General features: G+C 44.4%; 21 protein-coding genes. 14 read left to right on the top strand and 7 right to left on the bottom strand.

Going from position 1 to position 25,418, the window contains the following annotated elements; all coding sequences use genetic code 11:
• Positions 1 to 7: 7 nt before the first annotated feature.
• From JHD69_RS03460 to JHD69_RS03450, 3 genes are read right to left on the bottom strand one after another with little or no spacing between them, the layout of a single operon-like run.
• Positions 8 to 679 carry a hypothetical protein gene (locus JHD69_RS03460; protein ID WP_199137444.1) on the bottom strand — a complete coding sequence of 224 codons (672 nt, stop codon included), beginning with the start codon at positions 677 to 679 and terminating at the stop codon, positions 8 to 10.
• Entirely contained in the window at positions 672 to 1,934 is a 1,263-nt protein-coding gene (locus JHD69_RS03455; RefSeq protein ID WP_199137443.1) for a dihydroorotase, read from the bottom strand. Before JHD69_RS03455 ends, JHD69_RS03460 begins: the two co-directional genes overlap by 8 nt.
• A 39-nt stretch (positions 1,935 to 1,973) precedes the next feature.
• A complete protein-coding gene (locus JHD69_RS03450; RefSeq protein ID WP_199137441.1) occupies positions 1,974 to 4,022 on the bottom strand; it encodes a vWA domain-containing protein in 2,049 nt (682 codons plus the stop codon).
• A 212-nt stretch (positions 4,023 to 4,234) separates the two neighbouring features.
• On the opposite strand from JHD69_RS03450, the gene JHD69_RS03445 reads away from it, so the two are divergent.
• The 3 genes from JHD69_RS03445 to JHD69_RS03435 all read left to right on the top strand — a co-directional run bounded on the left by JHD69_RS03445 (position 4,235) and on the right by JHD69_RS03435 (position 6,751).
• Entirely contained in the window at positions 4,235 to 5,068 is an 834-nt protein-coding gene (locus JHD69_RS03445; protein ID WP_199137439.1) for a glycoside hydrolase family 16 protein, read from the top strand.
• 224 nt (positions 5,069 to 5,292) lie between these two features.
• A complete protein-coding gene (locus tag JHD69_RS03440) occupies positions 5,293 to 5,763 on the top strand; it encodes an Lrp/AsnC family transcriptional regulator (RefSeq protein WP_199137437.1) in 471 nt (156 codons plus the stop codon).
• Between the two features lie 7 nt (positions 5,764 to 5,770).
• Positions 5,771 to 6,751: an EamA family transporter gene (locus JHD69_RS03435; protein ID WP_233165668.1), complete on the top strand. Its 981-nt coding sequence runs from the start codon at positions 5,771 to 5,773 to the stop codon at positions 6,749 to 6,751.
• On the opposite strand, the gene JHD69_RS03430 is transcribed toward JHD69_RS03435, so the two are convergent.
• Both JHD69_RS03430 and JHD69_RS03425 read right to left on the bottom strand, forming a co-directional pair.
• Positions 6,748 to 7,599, bottom strand: a complete 852-nt coding sequence (locus JHD69_RS03430; protein WP_199137435.1) for a TlpA family protein disulfide reductase — start codon at positions 7,597 to 7,599, stop codon at positions 6,748 to 6,750. The two genes, JHD69_RS03435 and JHD69_RS03430, sit on opposite strands and share 4 nt — an antisense overlap.
• A gap of 91 nt (positions 7,600 to 7,690) precedes the next feature.
• Positions 7,691 to 9,268 carry a L,D-transpeptidase family protein gene (locus JHD69_RS03425; protein WP_233165666.1) on the bottom strand — a complete coding sequence of 526 codons (1,578 nt, stop codon included), beginning with the start codon at positions 9,266 to 9,268 and terminating at the stop codon, positions 7,691 to 7,693.
• Positions 9,269 to 9,542: 274 nt separating this feature from the next.
• Here JHD69_RS03425 and hisG point away from each other — a divergent pair, with 274 nt between their 5' ends.
• From hisG to JHD69_RS03370, 11 genes are all read left to right on the top strand, one after another.
• Positions 9,543 to 10,394 carry an ATP phosphoribosyltransferase gene (gene hisG / locus JHD69_RS03420; RefSeq protein WP_199137433.1) on the top strand — a complete coding sequence of 284 codons (852 nt, stop codon included), beginning with the start codon at positions 9,543 to 9,545 and terminating at the stop codon, positions 10,392 to 10,394.
• 70 nt (positions 10,395 to 10,464) lie between these two features.
• On the top strand, positions 10,465 to 11,757 hold the full coding sequence (hisD, locus tag JHD69_RS03415) for a histidinol dehydrogenase (protein WP_199137432.1): 1,293 nt from the start codon (positions 10,465 to 10,467) through the stop codon (positions 11,755 to 11,757).
• 54 nt (positions 11,758 to 11,811) lie between these two features.
• On the top strand, positions 11,812 to 12,858 hold the full coding sequence (gene hisC / locus JHD69_RS03410) for a histidinol-phosphate transaminase (protein ID WP_199137431.1): 1,047 nt from the start codon (positions 11,812 to 11,814) through the stop codon (positions 12,856 to 12,858).
• Positions 12,859 to 12,996: 138 nt separating this feature from the next.
• Positions 12,997 to 14,130 (top strand): bifunctional histidinol-phosphatase/imidazoleglycerol-phosphate dehydratase HisB, encoded by a 1,134-nt coding sequence (gene hisB / locus JHD69_RS03405; protein ID WP_199137430.1) that lies wholly within the window; start codon positions 12,997 to 12,999, stop codon positions 14,128 to 14,130.
• Positions 14,131 to 14,209: 79 nt separating this feature from the next.
• Entirely contained in the window at positions 14,210 to 14,803 is a 594-nt protein-coding gene (gene hisH / locus JHD69_RS03400) for an imidazole glycerol phosphate synthase subunit HisH (RefSeq protein WP_199137429.1), read from the top strand.
• A 1-nt stretch (position 14,804) separates the two neighbouring features.
• Positions 14,805 to 15,554, top strand: coding sequence for a 1-(5-phosphoribosyl)-5-[(5-phosphoribosylamino)methylideneamino]imidazole-4-carboxamide isomerase (hisA, locus tag JHD69_RS03395; protein WP_199137428.1), 750 nt, complete (start codon positions 14,805 to 14,807; stop codon positions 15,552 to 15,554).
• Between the two features lie 41 nt (positions 15,555 to 15,595).
• Positions 15,596 to 15,832, top strand: coding sequence for a hypothetical protein (locus JHD69_RS03390; protein ID WP_199137427.1), 237 nt, complete (start codon positions 15,596 to 15,598; stop codon positions 15,830 to 15,832).
• Positions 15,828 to 16,619: an imidazole glycerol phosphate synthase subunit HisF gene (gene hisF / locus JHD69_RS03385; RefSeq protein WP_199137506.1), complete on the top strand. Its 792-nt coding sequence runs from the start codon at positions 15,828 to 15,830 to the stop codon at positions 16,617 to 16,619. The genes JHD69_RS03390 and hisF overlap by 5 nt, the downstream gene beginning before the upstream one ends.
• A gap of 45 nt (positions 16,620 to 16,664) precedes the next feature.
• Entirely contained in the window at positions 16,665 to 17,267 is a 603-nt protein-coding gene (hisIE, locus tag JHD69_RS03380; RefSeq protein ID WP_199137426.1) for a bifunctional phosphoribosyl-AMP cyclohydrolase/phosphoribosyl-ATP diphosphatase HisIE, read from the top strand.
• A gap of 78 nt (positions 17,268 to 17,345) precedes the next feature.
• The gene (locus JHD69_RS03375) at positions 17,346 to 17,879 is read left to right on the top strand and encodes a hypothetical protein (protein WP_199137425.1); all 534 of its coding nucleotides are present in this window, start codon (positions 17,346 to 17,348) and stop codon (positions 17,877 to 17,879) included.
• A gap of 21 nt (positions 17,880 to 17,900) precedes the next feature.
• On the top strand, positions 17,901 to 18,803 hold the full coding sequence (locus JHD69_RS03370; RefSeq protein WP_199137424.1) for a WD40 repeat domain-containing protein: 903 nt from the start codon (positions 17,901 to 17,903) through the stop codon (positions 18,801 to 18,803).
• Here JHD69_RS03370 and JHD69_RS03365 read toward each other — a convergent pair.
• On the bottom strand, positions 18,790 to 19,473 hold the full coding sequence (locus tag JHD69_RS03365) for a carboxypeptidase-like regulatory domain-containing protein (protein ID WP_199137423.1): 684 nt from the start codon (positions 19,471 to 19,473) through the stop codon (positions 18,790 to 18,792). The two genes, JHD69_RS03370 and JHD69_RS03365, sit on opposite strands and share 14 nt — an antisense overlap.
• A gap of 104 nt (positions 19,474 to 19,577) precedes the next feature.
• The gene (locus JHD69_RS03360; protein WP_199137422.1) at positions 19,578 to 25,409 is read right to left on the bottom strand and encodes a carboxypeptidase-like regulatory domain-containing protein; all 5,832 of its coding nucleotides are present in this window, start codon (positions 25,407 to 25,409) and stop codon (positions 19,578 to 19,580) included.
• Positions 25,410 to 25,418 lie beyond the last annotated feature (9 nt).

Below are 25,418 nucleotides of genomic sequence, written 5' to 3'. Positions count from 1 at the left end.
GTTTAGTTTATTTTTTATTAAAGTTAGCAATTAAGCTATAGACTGCAACATCGTAACCTTTGTTACTGCTATACTTCAACAAATCGGCTTCTACTGCTTCGCCACCGTTGGGGTGAAGGAAAAACGTCATAAAAGGCACAAACAGTTCTTCCATTTCTTCCTTCAAATCAAGGGTCTGACCATTTTTGCAGATGTCCTCTACGCTGCTTTCGGCCAACTGCTGGTTGCTGATCAGGTCTTCGTAGATATGGAACTCGTCTTGAAACTCATCTTCGTCAACCAACAGAAACTCTTTCAGGAAATCGTCTAATTCAGGGTTGATCTGCTCATCGTGGCACTCGTTGATGTACAACAGCAGGTTGAGCAACTCGGTGCCCCTATCGATCGTTTCTTCTTCAATGGCTTCCCATTCTTTGGATTCGAGATAGTTTTCTTCCAGCTTGTTCACGTCGCTGGTAAAGAAATTGATCATCAGGGTATCGAAATACACTTCGCGCAACTCGTCGAAAGCCGGATAATCGTCAAAAACCTCATCGAATTTCGCAACCTTGTCCAAAAAATTGATGTCTAATGCAAAAACATCGGCCAGTCTTTTTTCTACTTCTTTGGCATCGATTCCTTTAGCCTTTGCAAAAGCAGCCAGAGAAGCAGCCAATGCTTTTTCTATTTTGTTATTCATACGTTTCGAATTGTTTGTTGTTATAAACCAGCTGCACCTTTCCTTTCAGGGTTTTGCCCAGCAAAGGAGAGTTGGCCGCTTTTGAACGGTTATTGTTTACGTTATACTCCCATTCCTGTTGCGGGTGGTAGACCACAAAATTGGCGGTGGCTCCTATGCCGATTACCGGAACTTCGAGCTTTAGCAATTTACGCGGGTTGATAGCCAGCTTCTCGGCAATGAGGCCTGCATCTAATCCAGCCTGCAGCAATAAAGGCAAAACCGTTTGCAGGGCAATGATACCATAAGAGGCGATTTCAAACTCTACATCCTTAAACTCAATCTCGTGCGGACGGTGCTGCGAGGTCACGGCATCAATGGTGCCGTCTTTCAATCCAGCAATTAGGGCTTTATTATCGGCTTTGCTTCGCAATGGTGGCTTTACCTTGTAGTTACTGTCAAAATCGTTCAACAGGTCTTCGGTAAATACCAACTGGTGTGCCGCCACGTCGCAGGTAATTTTCAGGCCGTCTTTTTTGGCCTTTTTAATCAATGCTACCGAACCTGCCGTAGAAATCTGGCTGATGTGGATGGGTGCATTGTGGTAGGTTGCTAAATAAATATCGCGGGCTAGCTGCATTTCTTCGGCCAACGCCGGAATGCCTTTCATGCCTAAAAGCACGTTGTTTTTGCTTTCGTTTACCTGGGCCTTGCCAGCAATGGATTTATTTTCTGGATAAACCATCAACAGCCCCTCAAAACCTAAAGCATATTGCAGGGCGCGGCTCATAAAGCCATCGTCGGCAATAGCCTTGCTGCCCTCAGAAAAGGCAACAGCCCCGGCATTTTTCATGTCAAAAAGCTCGGCCAGCTCCTTGCCTTCCAAATCGTTGCTGATGGCGCCAATGGGGTGCACATCAACCAAGTTGTTTTTGGCCCTGTTCAGGATATATTCGACAGCTCCTTTTGTTTGCACCACCGGCTTGGTGGTAGGCAAAACGGCAATACCGGTAAATCCACCAGCTTTGGCCGCGGCCGTTCCGCTTTGCAGGTCTTCCTTAGTTTCGAGCCCAGGATCGCCAATCATACAATTCAGGTCGAAAAAACCTGGCGAAAGTATAGCGCCACTGGCTTCTACAACAGTTTCGTTCTTTAAAGGCGATAATTGTTTTTCGACAGCAACAATTTTTCCGCCTTCAACGCGTACATCAGCTTTTTGCTGGTTAAACTCGCTGTTAGGATCTGCAATAGTAATTCCCTTTACTAAGAGGTTCATGAATGTATATGTTATGGATTAGCTTATAATGTTTCTGTATCAATGAGCTGGTAAGCCCGGTTTTTGGGTATGATAAAATCGTACCAGTAAAATTTCAATAGCCAAGAAAACCAAGCTCAAAATTAGGCAAAGTTTCCATAATTCGGTTCCATTATTTTTGGAAGAAACGGCCGAAGCAATGCTATCGGATTTCGGGTCCAAAAACGTTAAGGGCTGTTTTCCAAATAGTTCTTTGATCTGATCGGCCGAACTGTAATGCATGTCCGATTCAGTGCGGTTATCATTAAAGGCAATAACGGCCAAGGTTGAATCTGCTTTTTTAAGCTCGTAATAACCTGCTTTTTTCACTTGGTCTGCCACGTAAAGCAAGGTTTTGCCATTGGTTTGGCGCAATTCGGGTATCACCTCGAAATTGTCGGCCACCAGCTTCAGCGTTTGATTGGCGCCCAATACTATTTTTTGGCTCTCAAGCACGTTGTTCCGACCTGCGGTATAGTAAATGGGCTGTTCTTTGGCGCTGGCAAAGGCTATTTTGTACATTAAAGGCACAAAAACTGGATGCTTGGCCAAGTTGCTATCTTCGTTGTTCAAATCGGTTGCCGCCAAATACGCCTGTCCGTTGCCCATCGGATAACGTGCAAAAAACAATTTGCCGGCAGGCAACGACAACAGGTCTTCCTTGCTGCGCTGGTTGTTTTCTACAAAGTTAAAATAATGGTTTACCTGAGGCAGGTCTATGTTTTGCGGCAAGGTTTCGAACACTTCCTTGAACAAAGGATGCTTCAGTTCAATATGGCTCACCTTGGTGGCGCTAGCATTTACATCGGCAATTGCCGGAAGGCCCAGTGACGTTAAAAACGAGGAATAAACATTTTTATCGGCTTTTACATTTGGAAAAACAACAACCGAACCGCCATTGGCGATATAGGTTTTGAGCTCCTGAGCCAATCCGCTAGCGGGATTATCGAGGCTGTTCAGCACAATCAGGCTATAGCTGGCCAAGGCCGAGTAATTGATATTGCGCTCGGGCATCTCGGTAAGCTGAAAATACGGGTCGGCACCAAACAGCGCCTTGATGTATTTCTCGGCGGTTTGTCCATTAATGCTCAATACCTTTTGGTTGGCGTTTACCCTGAAACTGAAATTGAGCTGGTCGTCAAAAGTCAAGGGAAAATCCTTGATGCTGAGGGTTCCCCTCTGCCAGCCCAAGCCCAAGCCACTGTAGGCCAAAGTATCGGTTTGGGTTTTACCGGCTGCGATATTCAAGCTACTGATGGCCTTTTGTTGTTGATTGATGGTGAGTTTGATCGGAATGTTCTTCGCATCTTCGTCGCCATAATTATGCAGCTGCACCACCAGTTTTTCGGTAGTTCCGGCCTGGTGCGTTGGCGACAGCAACCAAGCACTGTCGACCGCTACATTAGGCAAGGCATTCGAATTGAGCTTAATGAGCGAGACGTTGGTATTGGGGTTGGTTTTGATCGGCTGGTTTCCGGCAAAACCCTGCTGAAAATCGGAGATGATGTAGGCAAAACGGTTGCTGGCGCCGGTAAAAATGCTTTGTTGCCGATTGATAACCTGCTGCAGCTGTCGGCTGGCCGCAGAGATTTTCACCTCGTCAACCGCCTGGATCAGCTCGTCGGCATTGAGCAAACGCTGATGCCTGCCTTCAAAATCGTTGGTCAGCAGCTGAAAGCGGTCGTTGAGCTGGAAGGCCTTTACAATTTCCTTGGCTTTGCGCTTGGCTTCGTCTAAGAGGCTTCCCTCCTTGTTTACAGCTTCCATGCTGTACGAATTATCAATGTAAATGCTGACGATATTTCCCTTGCTTTGGTCTATCTTGCTGGTTGAGGGCAAAAACGGACGTGCAAAGGCGAACACCAAAAACACGATGGCCAAGATACGGCAACAGAGGATGAGCAGGTTTTTTAGCCTTTCTCTCGATGATTGCTGCGCTTTGATCTCCTTTAAAAAGGCGACATTGCTAAAATAGACTCTTTTAAATTTCCTGAAATTGAATAAATGGATAATGACCGGAATAGCGACCGTTAAAAGTGCAAAAAGAAAGCCCGGATAAAGGAAATTCATTAAAAACCAAAGATAGAAAAAATATGGAGATTACTAACAGTCAAAAAAAGAACTTATTTCGACGACAAACTCAAGCTCCAGGCACAAACGTTTGCGTTCAGACACCAAAGCCAGATGTAAGGAATTTGTGCTATCATTAGGTATCGGTTGAGCAAGAAAACCAGCATTAACCTTATCTTCAACCTCCATAGCCATGCTTATTTGTAATTGCCATGAACAAATTACTGCCTTCTCTCCTGATCTTCCTACTGACAGCGGCCTGTTGCCTAAGTTGCAACGTGCCTGCAAGAGTCGAGAATGGTTATTCCTACATCCAGAAAGATGGAAGAGCCGGCAAAGACTGGAAACTGGTTTGGTTCGACGATTTTAATGCAACTTCGCTCGACACCACCAAATGGACAAAAATACCTGCCAATACTGCCGATTGGGGCAAACACATGAGCAGCAACCCCTTGTGCTACAAACTCCAGGATGGCCAGTTGTTTTTGAAAGGCATCAAAAATCCGGATACCGCCTCAGATAAGCGTCCCTTTTTAACCGGTGGCATTTACAGCAAGGGGAAATTCGCCTTTCAATATGGCAAAATAGAAATCCGCGCCAAATTGGGCTGCGCACAGGGCGCCTGGCCGGCCATGTGGATGTTGGCCGAACACAACAAGTACGGAAAATACCCCAGAAATGGAGAGATAGACATCATGGAGCATCTTAATTTCGACAAGATCATCTATCAAACCACCCATTCATACTACACTTTGGAACTTAAGCAAAAAGACAAACCCCCACATTCTGGAACCGCCAAGCTAGATCCTAATCAGTTCAATATTTTTGGCTTGCAGTGGTATCCCGACAAATTGATATTTACCCTAAACGGGAAAGAAACCTTTCGCTATCCCCGCATAAACGGCGTAGACCCGAGCCAATGGCCTTACGACCAGCCTTTTTACGTTCTTATCGATCAGCAGCTAGGTGGCAGTTGGGTAGGAAAGATCAATCCCGACAACCTGCCTGTACAAATGGAAATAGACTGGGTTAAGGTTTATCAATAAAGAATTGGCATTTCTTGTGCTATTACTGGCAATTCGGTTCATTCCCGAACATTTCTTTATTTCTTGTCCTGCTTCTTTTGGGTTAATTCAGCTTTTCCCTTTGGCTGATGTTGTCGTATAAACAACGACACAACCCTGCTTTTATAGAATAAAAATCATTTTTAATAAATAAATTATGAATATTATTCTTTTAATAACTAGATTTACTGAACTAAAATCAGCATATGAACTTAGATAAAATAGACCTGTCCATTTTGAGGCTCATGCAGGAAAATGCGCGGATCTCGAACGTTGACATGGCCAAGGAACTGGAAATGGCCCCATCGGCAGTGCTAGAGCGGGTAAAGAAACTGGAACAGCGAAAGGTAATTACGCAGTACACCACCAAAATAGATCCCGCCGCCATTGACATGAGCCTGCTGGCCTTCATTTCGATGAAAACGTCGAATACTGTGGGCTGCACCACTACTGCCGATGAGCTTTCGAAGATCAAAGAAGTACAGGAAGTACACATTATTGCCGGCGAAGACTGCTACCTGGTGAAGGTAAGAACCCGCGACTCGGCCTCGCTCATGGCTTTGATGCGCGATGAATTCAGCAAAATATCAAACATTCTTTCGGTGCGCACCACCATTGTGCTCGAAACCGTAAAAGAAAACCAACAATTAATCATCCCAGACATCAACACTAAATAATATCATGATGGCAAATGTAAAAAAAACAGCGCCCCTCCTTTTCGTCTACCTCGCTTTTGCCATTGTTTACATTGTGTGGGGCTCCACTTATTTTTTCATCCAAAAGGCCCTGGCGGGCTTTCCGCCCTTTATCCTCGGTTCCTTTAGGTTTATCCTGGCCGGTTTGCTCCTCATTACCTGGTGCGCATTTACCGGACAGCCCATCTTCAACAAACGCCTCATCAAACACGCCGCCATTGCCGGCATCTTAATGCTGGGCATAGGCAATGGCATTGTTATTTGGGTCGAACAGTTTATTCCAAGCGGGTTGGTAGCCATTATGGTTGCCTCGGCCGCCATCTGGTTCGTTATTTTAGACAAGCCCAAATGGAAGGAGAATTTCGGCAGCACCTCAACCGTTGCGGGACTAATTGTTGGCTTTATCGGTGTAATTCTGCTGTTTGGCGAACAACTGATCCAAATTTTGGGCACCAGCCAAAGTCCAACCCAAATTGCCGGCATGATCCTTTTGGTGCTGGGCCCTGTGGCCTGGGCAGCAGGTTCGCTTTATGCCAAACACCAATCCAATCCCGACGATTCGGTTGCTGTTGGTACGGCCTGGCAAATGCTGGCCGCCGGTATGGCATTTATCCCAGGTGGTTTGTTTACTGGCGAGTTTAAGACTTTTAACTGGACGACCATTCCGCTTGACGCCTGGCTTTCGGTAGGTTATTTGATCATATTTGGCTCTATCGCAGCCTTTAGCGCCTATGTTTGGCTGTTAAAGGTACGTCCGGCAACACAGGTAAGCACCTACGCCTACGTAAATCCGGTAGTGGCCGTACTGTTAAGCCTCTGTTTTACCAATGAAAAGATCAGTCTGCTGCAAATAGCTGGGCTGGTGGTTATTTTAGGAAGTGTATTGCTCATTAACCTGAGCAAATACCGAAACAACAAGAAAGCCGCCCAACAGCCAAAACTGGAACCTGCCCTTACCCAGCAGGATTAGTTCTTGGCTACTTCACGCTCCAACAAACTGGCAATTGCGTCTTCTTCGCTGACCACATTAACCAATAGGCCTTTTTTATCGATTAAAAAATGGGTCGGATAAGCATTGACCAGCAGTTTTTCGGCCATGTAATGCTCCTGATTGGGAACCGTGGCATAATCGAACTTGGTTTTAGCTAAAAACGCCTGCAATTCGGGCTTGGCATCTATAGCCAGGCTTACAAACAGGATATCGTTACGGTCTTTATATTGTTGAACCAGCTCATTCAGGGCGGGCATTTCCTGTACACAGGCTACACAGCCGATAAACCAACATTTAAAGAGTACGATTTTGCCTTTGGTATTGGCCGAGGTATACAGTTTGCCGTCCACATCCTTAAAACTGAAAGCCGGAATGGGCTTGCCCTTCATCTGACCATACTTCAGCTCGTCGGCGGCAAACTGCCTCATGTAGGTACCTATGTTCGGGTCTGCGCCTTGGGGTATGCGGAACAACTGGTAATGCGGATCAGGTTCTGCCGAAGCGAGCAACATCGGCAGGTAATGTTCCGTTTTCATTTGTTTCAGGAAAGCCTCCTTATCCATTACCTTACCGTTTACATCATGGGCTACAAAGTTTTCGTAAAGCTTTATGTTACTGGTGTAGTAGTTCCAAAATCCATTAAAATCTAAAGGCGCTTTAACCGCAATCAGCTCCGATTTTGCAACGCTAGCGACAGGCGCCTGTTTAGCTACCGAATCGGTTTTCTTTGCCACAGCGGCTTGCGGCGTCTTATCATTTGCCGACTGACAGGCAGCCAAAAAGCTGGCAGACAACGCACATACAAACAAACTGTTTTTAAAATCCATAAGGTTCATTGTTAGCGCAAGTTAAGCTTTTGAGCTATTGAACACAAGTTGTTGCAATAATGGAAATGAGGAGATTTGGGCACAAGCGCGTCTACATGTATTTTTTAATGGCTTCCCACAAAGTTTCGTCGTAATCGTAAACATCGGGTCTGAACTGAACCTTGCCGTTTTCGGCCCAAGCGGTAAAATAGCCAATTACCACGGCCACGTTTTTCCGAGTAGCGAACCAGCTTGGCTTCAATTGGAAGGTATTGAGCGTATCGGTTCTTTTAGCCAGTTTTTTCTGATACTGCTTCATCCTGGTGGTATCAACCGGCGGCAGGTTCACCTCCATGCGCAACTGGTCGTACTGGTATTTGTCTCTCACCATCAGCTGTGCAAACTCGAGCGGCTTTTCAATACGCACACAACCATGGCTGATTGCCCTGTTGGCCAGCCTAAAACCATTTTTGTTGTTGGTATCGTGAAGGTAAATGCTTGAACTGTTGTCGAAAATGAATTTGAACTTGCCCAAGGCATTGCCTTCGCCTGAGCCTTGCTTAAATTGAAAAGGCAATTTCTCGCGCGAGTATTTATTCCATTGGATGGTATCCGGATCATTTACCAGTTTGCCTTTCAGGTATACCTTAATGTTGTTGTTAGACAGGTAATAAGGGTCTCTAACCGCCTGCCAATAAATTTCGCTCTGCGCAATGCTTACCGGAATATTCCAAACCGGATTTACCTGTATGGCATTAAATACGCTCACCAGTTGTGGCGTTTCGTGGTTTTTGGGCTTGTCGTCTAAATTTTTAGACTTTAAGTAAGCCTTCATTTTATCGGCATAGCCTTCTTCGCGCTTACCGCCAACACATACGTTCATGTGCGTTAAGGTATCTTGGCCCTTAAACCAGGTTAGCGAGAAATCGGGGATATTGACCAACACGGTTTCCTCGGTTTTGACCGGCAGTTGCCAACGCATGCGCTCCATGTTGAGCTTGATGGCTTTGATGGCCGGATTTTCGTCGGTACCCAAGCTGTCGCGGTAAAGCGCCAAGGCCCTTTTCAGGTCGAGGTAATTTTTTGAAGTCTGCTGCGCATCTTTCAATATAGCAACCAGATCCGTGGTATTCAACATCGAATCGAGCTTCAGGCTATCTGGTCGTTTACTGGCAATGTAATAGCGGTTAAACAGCTTCCTGGGATTTACGCTGCCGTATTTGATGAAGGTGCTGTACTTTAAAAGGGCATCGGCAGCCTTGATTTCCAGATCGGCTATTAAAGGATAAACCTCGCTTATCTTTTTGAATTTGTTCGCATCAAGGGTTTGCAAAAGGGTTTCCAGTTCATTTACCCTGAATATTTCGGGATTAAACCCATCGGCTTTGCTTCGCTGGATGTAACTTTTCAAGGTATCCAGTGCACCGTTTACATAAAAACGCGTAACCAGCAACGGCCGGTCTTGGTGATGCGCGTAATATGCCTTGATTACTTTGGGGTTGGACAATTTACTGCTCAGTTCGTCCATTTTTTTGACGAATACCGAATCATAAGCAACCGTATCAAAATCATTGTATAGTTTATTGTCGAAATGTTTAGACAAAACAACGGCAATCTCAGGCTTGGTGCGAAACCAGCTGCAAGAGCTCAAAAACAAACATACGGCTACAAATAGGAGCGTTTTTTTCAATTTTCTGTGAGGTTTAAGTATCATTTGGCCTGCGGGCCTGGCACTTACATGGCAAATAAAATGCCATATTTTTTTGATTTCACATTTACAAAGTTATATTTGCAACATCTTCTGGCCAAAATTACGGAAAGAAAGTAATATATGATCCAAGTTTTAAACCATTATGCACATTTACATCATCATCGCCATTACGGCGATAGATAGATAAATGTTTTGTACGCAAAACGGTTTTTAACAATAGACTCCATATTTCTTATTCCTAATTTTATAACAAGTGAAAACACTTAAAATCGCTATCCAAAAATCGGGTAGGCTCAACGAAAAATCAGTAGAAATCCTTAAAAATTGTGGTTTATCTTTCGAAAACTACAAAAGTTCCCTCATCTCAACAGTCACTAATTTTCCTTTGGAAATCCTTTTCCTGAGAGACGACGATATTCCAGAATATGTGCAGGACGGCATTGCCGATTTGGGCATTGTGGGTGAAAATGTAATTGTAGAAGCAGGTGCCGACGTTTGTTACCTGCAGAAGCTCGGCTTTGGCAAATGCACCCTAAAAATCGCCGTGCAGAGCACGAGCGACATCACCGAACTGGCCCAATTAAACGGCAAGGCAATCGCCACTTCTTATCCGGTAATTCTCGAAAAATACCTGAAGGCCAACAACGTTGATGCGCAGATCAGAAACATTTCGGGCTCGGTAGAAATTGGTCCGGGCTTGGGCTTGAGCGATGCCATTTTCGACATCGTTTCTACTGGTGGAACTTTAAAGAGCAACGGCCTGAAACCCTTCAAGGACGTGATGAATTCGGAGGCTGTTTTGATTGGCAACAAAGAGATCGAATTCAATGCCGAAGTGAAAGAATTGGTGCAGCGGATCCAATCGGTGCTGCGCGCCAAAGCCACCAAATATGTGGTGCTCAACGTGAGCAAAGAAAACCTGCAAGCCGTTGTAGATTTATTGCCAGGCGTAAAAAGTCCTACCGTTGTTCCCTTGTTTGAAGAAGGCTGGGTAGCTGTTCATTCGGTTATTGCCGAGCAGGATTTTTGGGAAAAGATCAACAGCCTCAAAGCGGCAGGTGCACAAGGCATCGTGGTAATGCCCATCGAGAAAATCATAACGTAAATTCGACGTTCTCCGTTGAAAATTACTTAAAAAACATATTAACTAATAGTTAAATCAAAAACATAATAAATTGAAAATCTATAGTTATAGAGATTTATCTCAACAAAAAATAGAAGAAATTTGTTCCAGGCAGATTGCCGACGATCAGTTGGTCGAAACACGCGTAAAAGACATTATAGCTACGGTAAAAAACGAAGGTGATAATGCCCTGAAGGCCTTTGCTTCGCAATTCGACAAAGTAAAGCTGGAACAACTTTACATCGGTAAGGAGGAACTCGATACCTTGGCAAAAGCCATTCCCCAACCGGTAAAAAATGCCATTGACGTCGCTTACCAAAACATCTACAAATTTCACCAGGCCCAACTCAAAACCGAAGCCAAAATAGAAACCATGCCTGGCGTAAACTGCTGGCGAGAAGCCCGCCCTATTGAGCGTGTTGGTCTGTATATTCCGGGTGGAACAGCAGTATTGCCGAGTACTTTTTTAATGCTGGGCATCCCTGCAAAAATTGCCGGATGCCACGAAATTATTGTATGCTCGCCACCACAAAACGACGGCAAGGTAAATACCTATCTGGCCTATGTGGCCATGCGCTTGGGCATTGAAAAAATCTACTTGGCCGGAGGCGCGCAAGCCGTGGCCGCCATGGCTTATGGCACGGCGAGCATACCCAAAGTGAGCAAGATCTTCGGACCTGGAAATCGCTATGTAACCGAAGCCAAAAAGCAACTGCAAAACCTAGTGGCTATCGACATGCCTGCCGGACCATCGGAGGTTTTGGTGATTGCCGATGAAACGGCCAACTCCAGCTTTGTGGCGGCCGATCTGCTGGCACAGGCCGAGCATGGCCCCGATAGCCAGGCGATATTGGTGAGCACCTCGAAAGACCTGATCAATGCAACGTTAATCGCCATCGAACAGCAGCTGGCCGATTTGCCTCGTCGGGATATTGCCACACAAGCCATCGCCAATTCCTATGCAGTTCTTGCAGAGACCTTGGAGGAAGCCATGGCTTTTAGCAATGCCTACGCACCGGAGCACCTGATTTTGGCCACAGAAAACTTCGAAGCGCTGATTCCATTAATCGTTAATGCAGGTTCGGTATTTTTGGGCAACCTAACACCCGAAAGTGCAGGCGATTATGCCTCAGGCACTAATCACACCTTGCCAACAAGCGGTTTTGCCAAAGCTTTTTCCGGTGTTTCGGTCGATACTTTCCTCAAAAAAATCACTTTCCAGCACCTGAGCCAACAAGGCTTGGCTAACATCGGCCAAACGGTAGAAAGCCTGGCCGAAGCCGAAGGCCTGCAGGCCCATAAAAACGCCGTTACCATCAGGTTAGAAAAAATTAAGAATCCATAAACATCAACTTTTGTGCTTGCGAAACCTTTGCTTCGCAGTTAACTCCAACAAAAAATGGACATTAAAGACTTACAACGAGAAAACATAAAAACACTTCGCCCCTACTCTACAGCCAGGGACGAATTTAAGGGCCAGGCCAGCGTATTTTTAGATGCCAACGAAAACAGTTTTGGTTCGCCCCTACCGGCCAACTACAACCGTTACCCCGACCCTTTGCAACTGGATCTGAAGGAAGCCATCAGCAAAATCAAAGGCGTTCCGATAGAAAACACTTTTTTGGGCAATGGCAGCGACGAGGCCATCGACTTGTTGTTCAGGGCTTTTTGCAATCCTGGCAAGGACAATGTCATTATCCTGCCTCCAACCTATGGCATGTACGAAGTATCGGCCAACATTAACGATGTAGAGGTAAGAAAGGTAAACTTGCTCCCTAACTTCCAGCTCGATTTGGAGAAGATTGCAGAAACCATCGATGCCAATACCAAAATGATCTTCATCTGCTCGCCTAACAACCCTACCGGCAATTCGCTTAATAGAACCGATATCGAAACCATTTTAGCCAACTTTAAAGGCTTGGTGGTGATTGACGAGGCCTACATCAACTTTGCCAAGCAAAAAACATTTATCCAGGAACTGACCGAATACGTAAACCTGGTGGTCTTGCAAACTTTTTCTAAAGCTTGGGGCCTGGCCGCCTTGCGTTTGGGCATGGCCTTTTCGTCGCGTCCGGTTATCGACATCCTGAACAAGGTAAAACCGCCCTACAACATCAACCAGGCTACCCAGGATTTGGCTTTGGCCGCTTTGGAAAATATCCAGCAGGTGAACGAATGGATTAAAATTACCGTTGCCGAAAGGGAAAGACTGAGTGCCGAACTGGCTAAAATACCGATGGTGAAAAAAGTCTACCCATCGGATGCCAATTTTATACTGGCCGAAATAGCGAATGCCGTTGATGTTTACAACAAGTTGGTAGATCAAGGGGTTATTGTGCGCGACCGTTCCAAGGTTACGCTTTGCGAAGGCTGCTTAAGGATCACCATCGGCACCGCCTCGGAAAACGATCAATTAATAGATTTATTGAGAAAAATGAATGAATGAAAGAGTGAGTGAATTTTGAATGCATGAATAATTGCATGTATACATTCGACCACCATTCAGTCGTTCAATCATTCAGTCATTCAGTCATTCAGTCATTCAATCATTCTATCACGCCATCATTCAAAATTAAATTGAACTATGAAAAACGTATTATTTATAGACCGCGACGGCACTTTGGCCCTGGAGCCTGAAGATGAACAGGTAGACAGCTTTGCCAAGTTGCAGTTTTACCCAAAATCGCTGTATTACCTGGCTAAAATTGCCCATGAACTCGATTTCGAACTGGTAATGGTTACCAACCAGGACGGTTTGGGCACTTCGTCCCATCCGGAAGAGAATTTCTGGCCGGTGCATAATTTCCTGATCAACACTTTTGCAGGCGAAGGCGTAGTGTTTAGCGACGTGGTCATCGACCGCACCTTTGCCAGAGACAACGCCCCTACCCGTAAGCCAGGCACGGCTTTGTTGGGCAAATACCTGACTGGCGATTACGACCTCGCAAACTCTTACGTCATCGGCGATAGGCTCAATGATGTATTGTTGGCCAAAAACCTGGGCGCTAAAGCTATTTACTTGCGCCAAAACGATGCCTTGGGTGCCAACGAAGGAATGGACAAACTGGAAAGCTTGGCTGATGTGATTGCCCTGGAAACCAAAAACTGGGAAGACATCTATACCTTTTTAAGGGCTGGGGCAAGAAAAGTAAGCCACCAACGCAAAACCAACGAAACCGACATCAACATTGAGCTTGATTTAGATGGCACCGGAAAGGCAAACATCCATACCGGGTTGCACTTTTTCGACCACATGTTAGATCAAATTGCCCGCCACGGAGGCATGGACCTCGAAATTAGTGCCAAAGGCGACCTGCATATTGACGAGCACCACACCATTGAAGACACCGGAATTGCACTGGGTGAGGCTTTTGCAAAGGCCATTGGCAATAAATTGGGAATTGAACGTTATGGATTCTGTTTGCCGATGGACGATTGCCTGGCCCAGGTGGCCATTGATTTTGGCGGGCGCAGCTGGATGGTTTGGGAAGCTGATTTTAAACGCGAAAAAGTGGGCGACATGCCAACGGAAATGTTCTTCCATTTTTTCAAATCTTTCAGCGATGCCGCCAAATGCAATTTGAACATTAAGGCCGAAGGCGATAACGAGCACCATAAAATAGAGGCTATTTTTAAGGCTTTTGCCAAGGCAATTAAAATGGCCATTAAACGCGATGCCGAAAAAATGGTCTTACCAAGCACTAAAGGCGTATTGTAGTTATGAGTTGACAGTTGTGGGGTTTGAATTCATGATCCCCAACTGGAAAACAGATAACTAATAACTGACAACTGAAACAATGATCGGAATAATCAACTATGGAGCAGGCAACATCTTCTCGCTTACCGCAGCCTTAGAACGGCAACAAATTGCCTACGGCATGGTTAATAGCGAAGCAGATTTAGCCCAGTACACGCATATCATCATCCCGGGAGTAGGCCATGCGGGCACGGCCATGCACAAACTCGAGCAAACCGGCATGGTCAAAGCGATTAAAGCATTACGAAAACCCGTGCTTGGCATTTGCGTAGGCATGCAACTACTTACCGCACATTCTGAAGAAGGGGATGCCAAACTACTCGACATCGTGCCTTTGGAAACCAAGCTTTTCGACAAAAACTTGGGTATCAAAATTCCGCACATGGGTTGGAATACGGTAGATTTTAAAAACAATTTATTATTTGAGAATGTTCCTAGTGGAACACAGTTTTACTTTGTACATTCTTATTTTATTGAATATAACCCTATTTTTGATATCGCCTCTGTAAATTATGGAAACAAATTTTCGGCAGCTATACAAAAAGACAATTTCTTTGGTGTTCAGTTTCACCCCGAAAAATCGGGCGAAGCCGGAGAACGCCTATTAAAAAATTTCTCAAATTTAAGATCCTAGCATGTACATTATCCCAGCAATCGATATTTTAGACGGAAAAGTTGTCCGCTTGCGCGAAGGCGACTATAATCAGAAAACAGAATACGATGTCTCTATCGAAGAAATGATCGAACGTTACCGTTCAAACGGTACAGATTTCATCCACATCATCGATCTAAATGGTGCAAAAGGCGATTTCAGCAACCAGCAAACCCTGTTCAGCATCATCAAAAAAACCGAAATGCGCGTACAATATGGCGGCGGCATCAGAACCATTGAACAGGTTACCAATTTGTTGGATGCAGGCATACACCGGGTCATTGTGGGCACGCAAGCCGTAAGCAATCCCGATTTCCTGCCAAATCTAAGCGCTGCTTTTGCCAAAAAAGACGATTATGCCAACCGCATTGTCATTGCTATCGACGTACTGGACGAAATCATCAAATATTCTGGCTGGATGGAAAGCTCGCCAATCAAATTGATGGATTACGTAGACAAGTGTCTGCAATTGGGCTTTTTCAGGTTTTTGTGCACCGACATCAACAAAGATGGCAAGCTAGGCGGCACGGCCATCGATTTATACAGAAAACTGCTCGACCACTCCCCTTTCATTAAGTTGATTGCTTCGGGTGGCGTAAGTTCGATGGACGACATTAAGGAACTGGCCCAGCTCGACATCAGGAGCGTGGTGGTGGGCAAAGCCATTTACGAAGGCCATATCAGCATCGAAGAAATCAAGGAGTGGAACCTAAAAGCACTTAGTTCTATCTAAATGTCATCGAAAGAAAAGAAGCAATCTAATTTTACGCCTTTATGAAGTTCATCAATCTGCTAACAATAGGAATATTTATCGCGCTTTTGGGTATTGCAATGTTCTTTTGGGGAGCCTATATGTTTACTTATCAAGGAAATTGTACCCAGCTGATGTCTGTTACAGGTCAATATGCTTTCTTTTTATGGCTTCCTACTATCCTAATTGGACTAATTTTAACAGGCCTTGGTATCGGAAAAAGGATAAAACCTTCCATTAAACAACAATATTTTGATTAAGCAATCAACAAAACTCCCTCTAACAAGTGGCGGCTTATCCAAAAGAATAATCCCCTGTCTTGATGTAAAGGATGGACGTACCGTAAAGGGAGTCAACTTCGTAGACCTGCGCGATGCGGGCGACCCCGTTGAACTGGCCGCGCAATATGCCCAGCAAGGTGCTGATGAACTGGTTTTCCTAGACATTACCGCAACCCACGAAAGGCGCAAAACCATGATCGAAATGGTAAAAGCCGTGGCTAGGCAACTGAACATCCCCTTTACCATTGGTGGTGGCATCAGCGAAATTGCCGATGCGGAGGCCTTGCTCAATGCTGGCGCCGATAAAATCAGCATCAATTCGGCCGCCGTGCGCAACCCCCAGCTGATTGAAGATTTGGCCAAGGCCTTTGGCGTTCAGTTTGTAGTTTTGGCGGTAGACACCAAACACATCGACGGCAAAAACCGCGTGCACTTAAATGGAGGCCGGTTAATGACCGAACTCGAAACCGAAGACTGGATTAAAAGAGCGGAGAATTTGGGCGCTGGCGAAATCCTACTAACTTCGATGGACCACGATGGCACCAAGCAAGGCTTCGACTGCGATTTGTTGGACAAAATCAACAAAATGATCAACATCCCCATCATTGCCTCGGGTGGCGCCGGAAAAATCGAGCACTTTACAACGGTTTTTCAACAAGCGGGCGTAGATGCAGCCTTGGCGGCTTCGGTTTTTCATTACGGAGAGATTTTGATCCCAGATCTTAAACAAGAATTAAAAAAACACGATATTCCGGTAAGGTTATAAGCCTAGATTGTGAAGATGGCCTCATACCTCGAAACGACAAACAAAATGACAGACAACATAACTTCCCTCGACTGGGGAAAAACAAATGGATTAATCCCTGTAGTGATCCAGGATGAGCAAACTTTAGAAGTGCTGATGCTGGGCTACATGAATGCCGAAGCTTTAGCCAAAACACAGGCCGAAGGCAAGGTTACTTTCTTTTCGCGCAGCAAAAACCGTTTGTGGACCAAGGGCGAAGAGAGTGGCAATTTTCTTTTCGTCAAATCCATTGCTTCCGATTGCGATCAAGACACCTTGCTGATTAAGGCAAGTCCGGTTGGGCCAACCTGCCACACCGGAACCCGCAGCTGTTTCAATACCGCCTACAACCAGAACTTTATTTTCGAGCTGGAAAACATCATCAAAGACCGTTTTGAAAACCCAAGCGCCGAATCTTATGTAAACAAGCTTCGCCAAAAAGGCCTTAACAAAATTGCCCAAAAAGTTGGCGAAGAGGGTGTAGAAACGGTTATCGCCGCCTTAAACGAAACCGACGAAGATTTCATAAACGAGGCCTCCGACCTGGTATTTCATCTCCTGGTTTTACTAAAAGCCAAAGGAAAAACACTCGCAGACATCGGGCTTAACCTGGAAAAGAGACATAAGTAGCGCGTAAAGACTAAAGCAAAACGCGAAAGGCCTCAGCCCCTATACTTTCGCCTTATACTTTATTCCATCAAAACTCAAATGACTGTAATCAACGCTGATATTTTTAACGTATACATCAGGAGCTCGGTCTCTACGAATCGCTATGTGAAGGTATTGTTTACACTTTTCAATTTAGGCGCATTTGTGACGCTACTGTGGTTGGCCATTTCGATGCAAAAAGACGGTCCCGCTCCACTTATTTTTTTATTGCCGCTTATTTATTTTTTTAGCCTAGGAAAATACCTGATCTGGAATATTTTTGGAGAGGAGATCATCATAGTTAATGTTACCCACGTATCCTATCAGCATTCATATGGCCTTTGGAAAACCAAACTTAAAACGGAAAAGTACAGCTTGATAGAAGCATGGCCCGTTGACGAAACCCAAACCGAAGAGGATGTGAAACTATGGTTTGGCTCTTATCAAAAAGAAACCAAGCTCCGAGAAACTGTGTTTCAAAGTACAATCGCCATTAAAGCCAGTGAATGGCTCTCGGTATATAATTTATTAAGCGAAATCCAGCTTGACGAATTCAGCGTCGAAAAAGGATTCCCAAAGATATATAGCAACTAATCTATAATCGCAATACCCTATATGCTCAAACACCTCCGCACGCTTTCAGGCCACCAAAATCCGGTATATGCTTTAGCCAATTCGGGCAAGGAAGGCCTATTTTTTAGCGCAGGCAATGATAAAGGCGTGGTAGAATGGTCGCTTGAAAAATTGGCTTTCATCATGGTTAAATTGCCGGTTCAGAGTTCGGTTTACTGCCTACACTATTACAACGACCAGCTGTTTATTGGCGAACGGAGTGGTGCTTTTAGTGTATTCGATTTTGTAAAGCAGGAAGTTGTGGCGCGAATCAATGCCCATACCAAGCCTATTTTCAACATCCAAACCGTAAAAAGCAAAAACGAATTGCTTACAGCCGGCGAAGATGGCACGGTTGCCGTATGGTCGCTGGCCGATTTGAAGGAAATTTACCGCGTTCAGGTGGCTAAAGAAACCGTCCGGGCCATCGCCATTTCGCCCAACGAAACCGAAGTGGCTTTTGCCTGCAAAGACGGCTTCATCCGCATTTATAATTTGGCCGATTACAGTCCGAAGCACGAATTGGATGGCCATACCCTACCAGCTACTTCATTGGCTTATCACCCTGAGGGAAAATACCTGATTACCGGTGGCCGCGATGCCCAGCTGCGCATTTGGAGCCTACCCGATTACGAACTGAAACAAACCATTCCAGCCCATCTGTTTGCCATTTACGATATCATTTTCCACCCTAAGCTTCCTTATTTTGCCACAGGAAGCCAAGACAAGAGCATCAAGCTTTGGGATGCCGAAAACTTTAAGCTCTATAAAATCCTCAATATCGACAAAGTGGGCATTGGCCATACGCACTCCATCAATAAGATCATCTGGTCAAAAACCGGTGAACACCTGATCTCTACCGGCGATGATAAAAAAATTATGGTTTGGGACTTCAATGATGTTTAACAAACGGCCTTTTGATAAAGTTCCAGACGCGTTTGGGAAAAGAAGGTTTTTTCACCTGGATCAATACAGCTCCGCCTAAAACCAGTCTTTTTTGCTCTTCGGGCATACCCAACTCTATTTTCAGGTTTTCAGTTTCTCCAGGATTTAAAACAAGTTCTTTGGTTCGATATCCTACATAATCGAAAAACAACACAACTTTGCCTTCTTTTTTAACTTTGGCCTCTAAGCAGAATCTTCCATAAGCATCGGTCACTGTTTTTTGCCCGCTTAATGTCCACACTTTTACATTTAGCAAATCTATTTTATCATTAAAATCTTTCACTCGCCCACTAATCGTCACTAAAGTATCTGTTTCTGAATCTTTAACTGTAAAATTAGATTTGGATGCTTTGTTTTCTTCATATACGGTTGCTAATGCTTGTTTTGAATACGCTTTTGAGCTAGCAAATAAGGTAAGACAAGAGGCTACAAATACACCTTTGACCAAGCTCCAGCGCGATTTTTTGACAGGCGGACTACCCACAGTGATTTGTTCCTGAAAAAACAAGCCACATGTTGTTCCTTTATCATTGAAGAACCAATCTTTCAGTTCTTCGCTTGTCCAATTTCTAAAATCGACGACCTCTTTCTCACATGAGTTGCAATAGCGCCCCTTTTCGGCTGGGCTCATACTTGCCCAGTTTTGGGTGCAGGGCTCGGGTATAGAAATTTTAAGTGGCGACATAAGCATTAATTCTTAATAGGATGCATTTAGTATAGTTTCCATAAGCTCAATTAATTTATTCCAACCTTTTTCATCCCTTCCCTACCAAAGAATACTGGAAAATACATCATTTCGGCCTTTGCCGGATTAAGCACATAACTACCCGAATAGCGTGGCATCAGGTCGATGTTAAAAGTATACTTGCCCTGTTTGAGCTTAGTACAGAAGATTGCCGTTTTTTCCCTAAAATATTCGCGGTGTGTTTCAACGCCCCAAAACGACTGTAATTTGTTTTCGTAAGAACAGCCTGCAGGAATAGGGATTTCAATCATCACATAATCCGCATCGGCCCTTACCTCTACTTCTACGCTGAGCGTAGCCAAAGTTCCGGCTTTGAGCTGTTTTACCTTGGCTCCTTTTTGCATAAAAGTTGAACTCACTGTAAAATCCTTGCCCAATTTTTCGGGTTTAGGATTTTGGAATTGTTGATAAGCCGTAAAATATATAGGCGTTCCTCCTTTTTTTGTCAAGCTAAACCCGCTTGCATTGCCAAGCGTTTTGCTAAAAGGAAAAGTGCTAACGGTTTCTTGGCCGATGGTTATGCTAGCCGGTGTTCCTTTTGGATTTGTGGCAAGCATTTCGGGCAATATGGTTTCTAAAATTAGTGACGATTCGTAGGTGTTGCGCCATTGTCCGTTTTTACGTTGCTCTAAAAAGTAAAGCTGTATTTTCTCGAGTTCGTTGGTATGGCCACCATCGGCCTTCAAAATCTGGTAGGCCAACAAGGTATTCTGGATGCTGTTGTTCCAGAAACGATGATTTTCTTCGCCCCAATAAAAATTGCCAAACATGGTTTGTTTCTTCAGCAACAGCAACGAATCGACATTTGCCTGCAAACCGGCCATTTGCTTGAGGTGCATCAGCTGCAGGTTGCTGTACAGCGATGGCTTTTCGGTTGTTTTGGCTTTTGCAATGGCCAATACCCAATCTTTAATATAGTTCTTATTATCCAGCAGATAAAGCAGTTTCACTGTTGGCAATTGGCTCAGGTCTGCATTTACAGCCAGTTTATTAACCAAATAGGCGTAAAGCACTTTTTTGTCGAGCACAATTGGATAGCCGTCCTTTTCGGCCATTAATAGGGCTTCTACAACGTGCAGACTGATCCACATTTCTTCGCTGCTGTTTGTCCACCAGCCCCAAGTGCCTTCGGGTCTTCTGTTCTGCCTAAGCTTTTTAAGAATAAATGCAATGTCTTTTTCGTGCGTAAAAGGCTCATCGAGGTATTTTCTTACTTTCTTTTCGAGGAGCAGGGCTTTGAGTTTGGAGGCCAACTGCTCATTGCAGAGGTATTCATAGTTGCGCAGCTTGGTCATTTCATCGAGCAACGACGGAAAAACTGAAGCTTCAGCCTTTAGGGTAATATTGCCCAGTTTCTTATCAAATTCATAATTAACGGTTGTATCGCGCAAGAAAGCAGCAAAATAACCTTTGGTTTCTTTTACACCTGCCTCAACCACAGGCACTTTCCTGGTTTCTCCATCAAAATAACCATTGCTTTGTTTCAATGTGTATTCAAAGCTCAAGCTGTCTTTTCCATATACCGCAATAGCCATCGTATCAATGTGGGCATTTTTAAAACCTACTTCTCCATTGAGCAGCTCTTTTCCGTTATAGACAAACCTGCGGTTCATTTTTTCTTCCAAGGGCGTATAATTCATCAGTTTGCCCAGCACCCTAATGCTATCGCCATTAACGGCAAACAAAGGCGAAACAAAATTGGCGCTTAATGTTTTAAATGATTTGATAGCTGTTTCGACATAACCACTCTGTTTATTGCCGTTCATGGCAATTACCCTGGTTTTCCAATTGGTAATATCGTCTGGAAACTTAACGCTAAAGCTGGCATTTCCATTTTCGTCGGTAAACAATTGGGGCTGCCAAAAGCCAACATCTGAGAAATTGTGACGCATGGTCTGTTGCTGCGCCACCAGCTCTCCCGTTTCGGCAAGTGCTGTATTTCCTTTTTTGGTTTTAATCAAAATGACGCCATTGGCCGCCATAGCTCCATAAATGGCAGTTGCATCGTTACCGCTAAGCATGCTCAGGTTGTCTATTTCTTCGGGGCTCAGCTTGCTGATCATTTCATAAGGCACTACCACCCCATCGAGCACCACCATGGCTTTGTTATTATCGGGCAAGCTTCTGTTTCCCCTCAATACCAAACGCACCTGATCACTGTTTAAGCTAAGTCCTGCCACACGTCCTGATAGCTCATTGGCAGCAAGCGTAGTTGATGCCATCGCTAAACTGCGCTTGGCCGAGTAGCCATAGCCCGTTACCACAACCTCATTCAACTGGTTTTTACTATCCTCAAGTGCAATAGTTCCGATGTTTCCATTGGTTATAGGTATTTCCTTGCTTGCGAAACCTAAGGCTGCAATAATGATCTTTCCGTTTGCCGGAACAGCGATGCTGAACTGCCCATCGGCACCTGTTACGGTACCTTGTTCAAATCCAACTACCCTAACCGAGGCTCCAGGCAAAGCCAACTGGTCGCTTGCGGCAATCACTTTTCCATACATCTGGTTAACGAGCAGGCTTTTGCCAATATTGATACTGTTGTAATTGTAAAGCACTTTATCGTCGATGGCATTGTAAGCACCGCTTTTGGCCGCTTTGATATAAGCATCAAGCTCTTTGCTCAACCGATCGGCTGCCATAATCTTAAAAGTTTTCCACTCATGGTAGTTCTGTCCATTAGCCTTAATATTAACATCGTCGGCCATGAAATAGCGATTATCTTTGAGCAAGAACAGCATCCGGTAGCTTCCTTCGTCGAAATAGGGAAAAACAGTGGTATTACCAGGGTAAATATGAATAAAATCGGGTTGGTTATTTTTATAGACCACGATGTTTTTGATATACGGCAATCTATTTTTAAAGGCTGTATCTATGGCGATGACCAAACTTCCCTTCATCTTGTTCGTGGTTCTTTCATTACTGAACAATAAAGTTGTATAGCTTCTCAAATTCAGGTATTCGTTCCAAATGCTATCGATTTCGCCTTTTTTTAAGGCATATTGGCTAAAATTATCGTTACCATTTTGGGCTACATTGGCTAAAGCCACGGCTGAAGAAGATACAGGTACTGCCGGTTTTTTCGGTTGATTGTATACGCGTTTTACATAATTGGGTACCTGTAGGCTTTCGTAGGATTTTTGCTTGATCAATCCTGGCAAAAAAGTATAGGTATAGCCTGGTTCCTTAATAAAATTGTGTGAAAAATCTTTGGTTTCAAAGCCGAGGATATTTTCTTTAAACGGCCCAACCAATAGCTCTTTCGAACGCGAAACCATGGGTGGAGGATTTAACAAAACCCATGTGGTATCTGCCCGGAGCTGCGTTTTCTCCGACTGGAAATTATCGGTGATTTTGATCATGAACCGCTCCAAATACGAAGCCTCGTCTGGTGTCAATACATTTTTCTGCAGCGTTACCTCCGCCTTGGTATTGGCTACATTGGCTTCCACGCTAATCACTTTTTTGCTTCCCTTGGCTACTTCTACCTCGCGCAGGTAAATCATTTTGGTAGCTGTACGCATCCTGATGGAGTGTACGCCTGGCTTTACTACAAAAGCGTAGCGTTGCAATTGTTCTGCCTGACTAAAATACACAGGTACTTCGTCTATATACACAATGCTTACCGGATCAATGTTGCCTTTTTCGATTACAAAAGGAGCTAACTGCGCCAATTCGCCTTTGATTTGCTCCACATAGGTGTAGATTTCTCTAGGGTGGATGAATTTGTAATATTCAATGGTATCCAAGCCCAAAGCCCTGCCCCATTTTGGCCAATCCATCTGAAGCGCACCATTGGCGCTTACTTCTTCTATTTCCAATAAACTTTTCCTTTTTCGGGCAAAATAACGCTTTGAGAAATTGGGCAACGAGGGAGAGGAAACATTTCCAAACTTAGCAGTAAAAGCCTGTGCAGTAACATCGGCACCAGCCACTGGCTTATTGTCAATGTCGGTAACTTTAACCAGCATTTTTACATTTTGTCCCGGATAAACTACAGGTGGCGCCATAAATTTGACGTTAAGGTAATTTGGACTATAAGCGGCACTTACTTCTTGGCTTTTTTCTTGCTCGTTCCAAAAGTAATTGATGCGGATATGCGCAGCCTTGCTGGTGCCATGCTTCAAGGCAGTATCCAGCCGGTTGGCATAGCCTTGCAACAAAATACGGTCGCCAGAAAAGATGGTGTACCAAAAAGGCACTTTGTTTTCATTATTGACCAGCACTTTTAACGAGTCTTTGGTCTGCAGCGCACCAATGTTCAGCGTAGGCGAAAAATTGCGAAGATAAATCGAATCGCTAAAGCCGTTCAACAGCTTCACTTTATAGTATTCGGCATGGTAATTGGCTTTTAAGGCAGCAGGCAAGGCTAGCTGCATCGAATCGAGCTGTACACCCGATGCCGCATAAGCAACTATGCTGGCCTGTTGTGGCAGCTGCTGATCGTTTTCCCTGTAGGCAATCAGCAGGCTGTCTTTTTGCAGAGTTCCTTTAATTTCTTGCAGTTTTTGTTCTTTTTGGTATCTATAGGAAAGCGATTGCTCCTGTCTTCGCACTTCGTTGTTGCTGTTTCGCAAAACAATTGCTAACCTAAAATCGATAGTTGCCTTTGGAAAAATACTGTCGGGTAATATCAATTTGGTTTCGCCAACCGGATCAAGCCTCATTTCCTTCTTCCAAAGCGTATCTGGAACAAATACTTTCTGATCGAAATAACCGCTAACCCTGCTGGTAACGGCCACTATTTCTACGCGACCATCAGGCACAGCCAATTCGTTTTCGTCGGTTGCCTTCATAAAAACAGCAAGCGGCGAGCCTATTTGATGTACGGTTTTGTCGGTTCTTACCTTAAAATCCAATGATTTGAGCTCGTAGTCTTCATACCTAAAGTTCGAGCGCACAAGTTTGCTTTTTTTGCCGTTGTTGGCTACCAAATCGATGATGTAATCCCTATCCAACACCAACTGCAGGCTATCGGTCAGTACAAAGCTAAAATCATAGCCCCCTTCACGATAAGGGTTAATCGTACCCATCTTTCTTTCTCGGCCTTGGCCATAAAGGAGCACATCAGCCGCTATGTTTTTGATGGCTCCGCCTTTGGCATCCACTACATAGGCCTTAAACTTAACCGTATCTAAGGGTTTGTATTTAGGTTTGCTAAAAACCATATAGCCCTGATAGTGCAGTTCTTCTTTCCGGTATCTGTATTTCTTTTTGAACAAGTTTTTAAAGGGTTGCCAAATGTATCTGATTGGAAAAGAATAGGCAATTTTCCTAAAAAAGGGCCAATCTTCGCGTGGGTTATTGATTTCGAAGCTAAAAAAATTACTCACGCCCTGATAGCTTACCTTAACCACCTGACTTTTTTTGCTATAGCTACACTGATAAAGATGCGTCTGCCGATTATAGACTACCTTTTGCCCATTGGCCAGCTCTACCTTGGCATCAGATACTAGATTACCTTTGAGGTCTGTTATATAAAACTGCAGGTTATATTGATTATTGACAATGACCAGGTTTGCATTGCGCTTGTCGACCAGACTATAATTCAGCTTATTTTTTATGGGGCTTACATAAAGATAATTACCATAAGAAAGCTTGTCTTCGTATTTTTTATCGATTTTGAAGCTATCGATCAGCGTATGCAAAAAACCATCGTTGATAACCGATTTACCTTCTCCTGCCAAACTGAACATTTCCTTATCGGTTAATTTATAGATGTAGGTGTAAAGTCCTATCTGGCGACTATTATTTAGCCTAGACTGTGCCGCAACGAAGCTGGAAAGAAAGAAAAGAAACAAAAAAAGTAAGCGTATCTTCATAAATGGGGG

The organism is Pedobacter sp. ASV12 (genome assembly GCF_016429155.1).
Classification (GTDB): Bacteria; Bacteroidota; Bacteroidia; order Sphingobacteriales; family Sphingobacteriaceae; genus Pedobacter.
The sequence above is the reverse complement of the archived record's forward strand: the minus strand, read 5'-3'. Positions and strand labels throughout refer to the sequence as shown.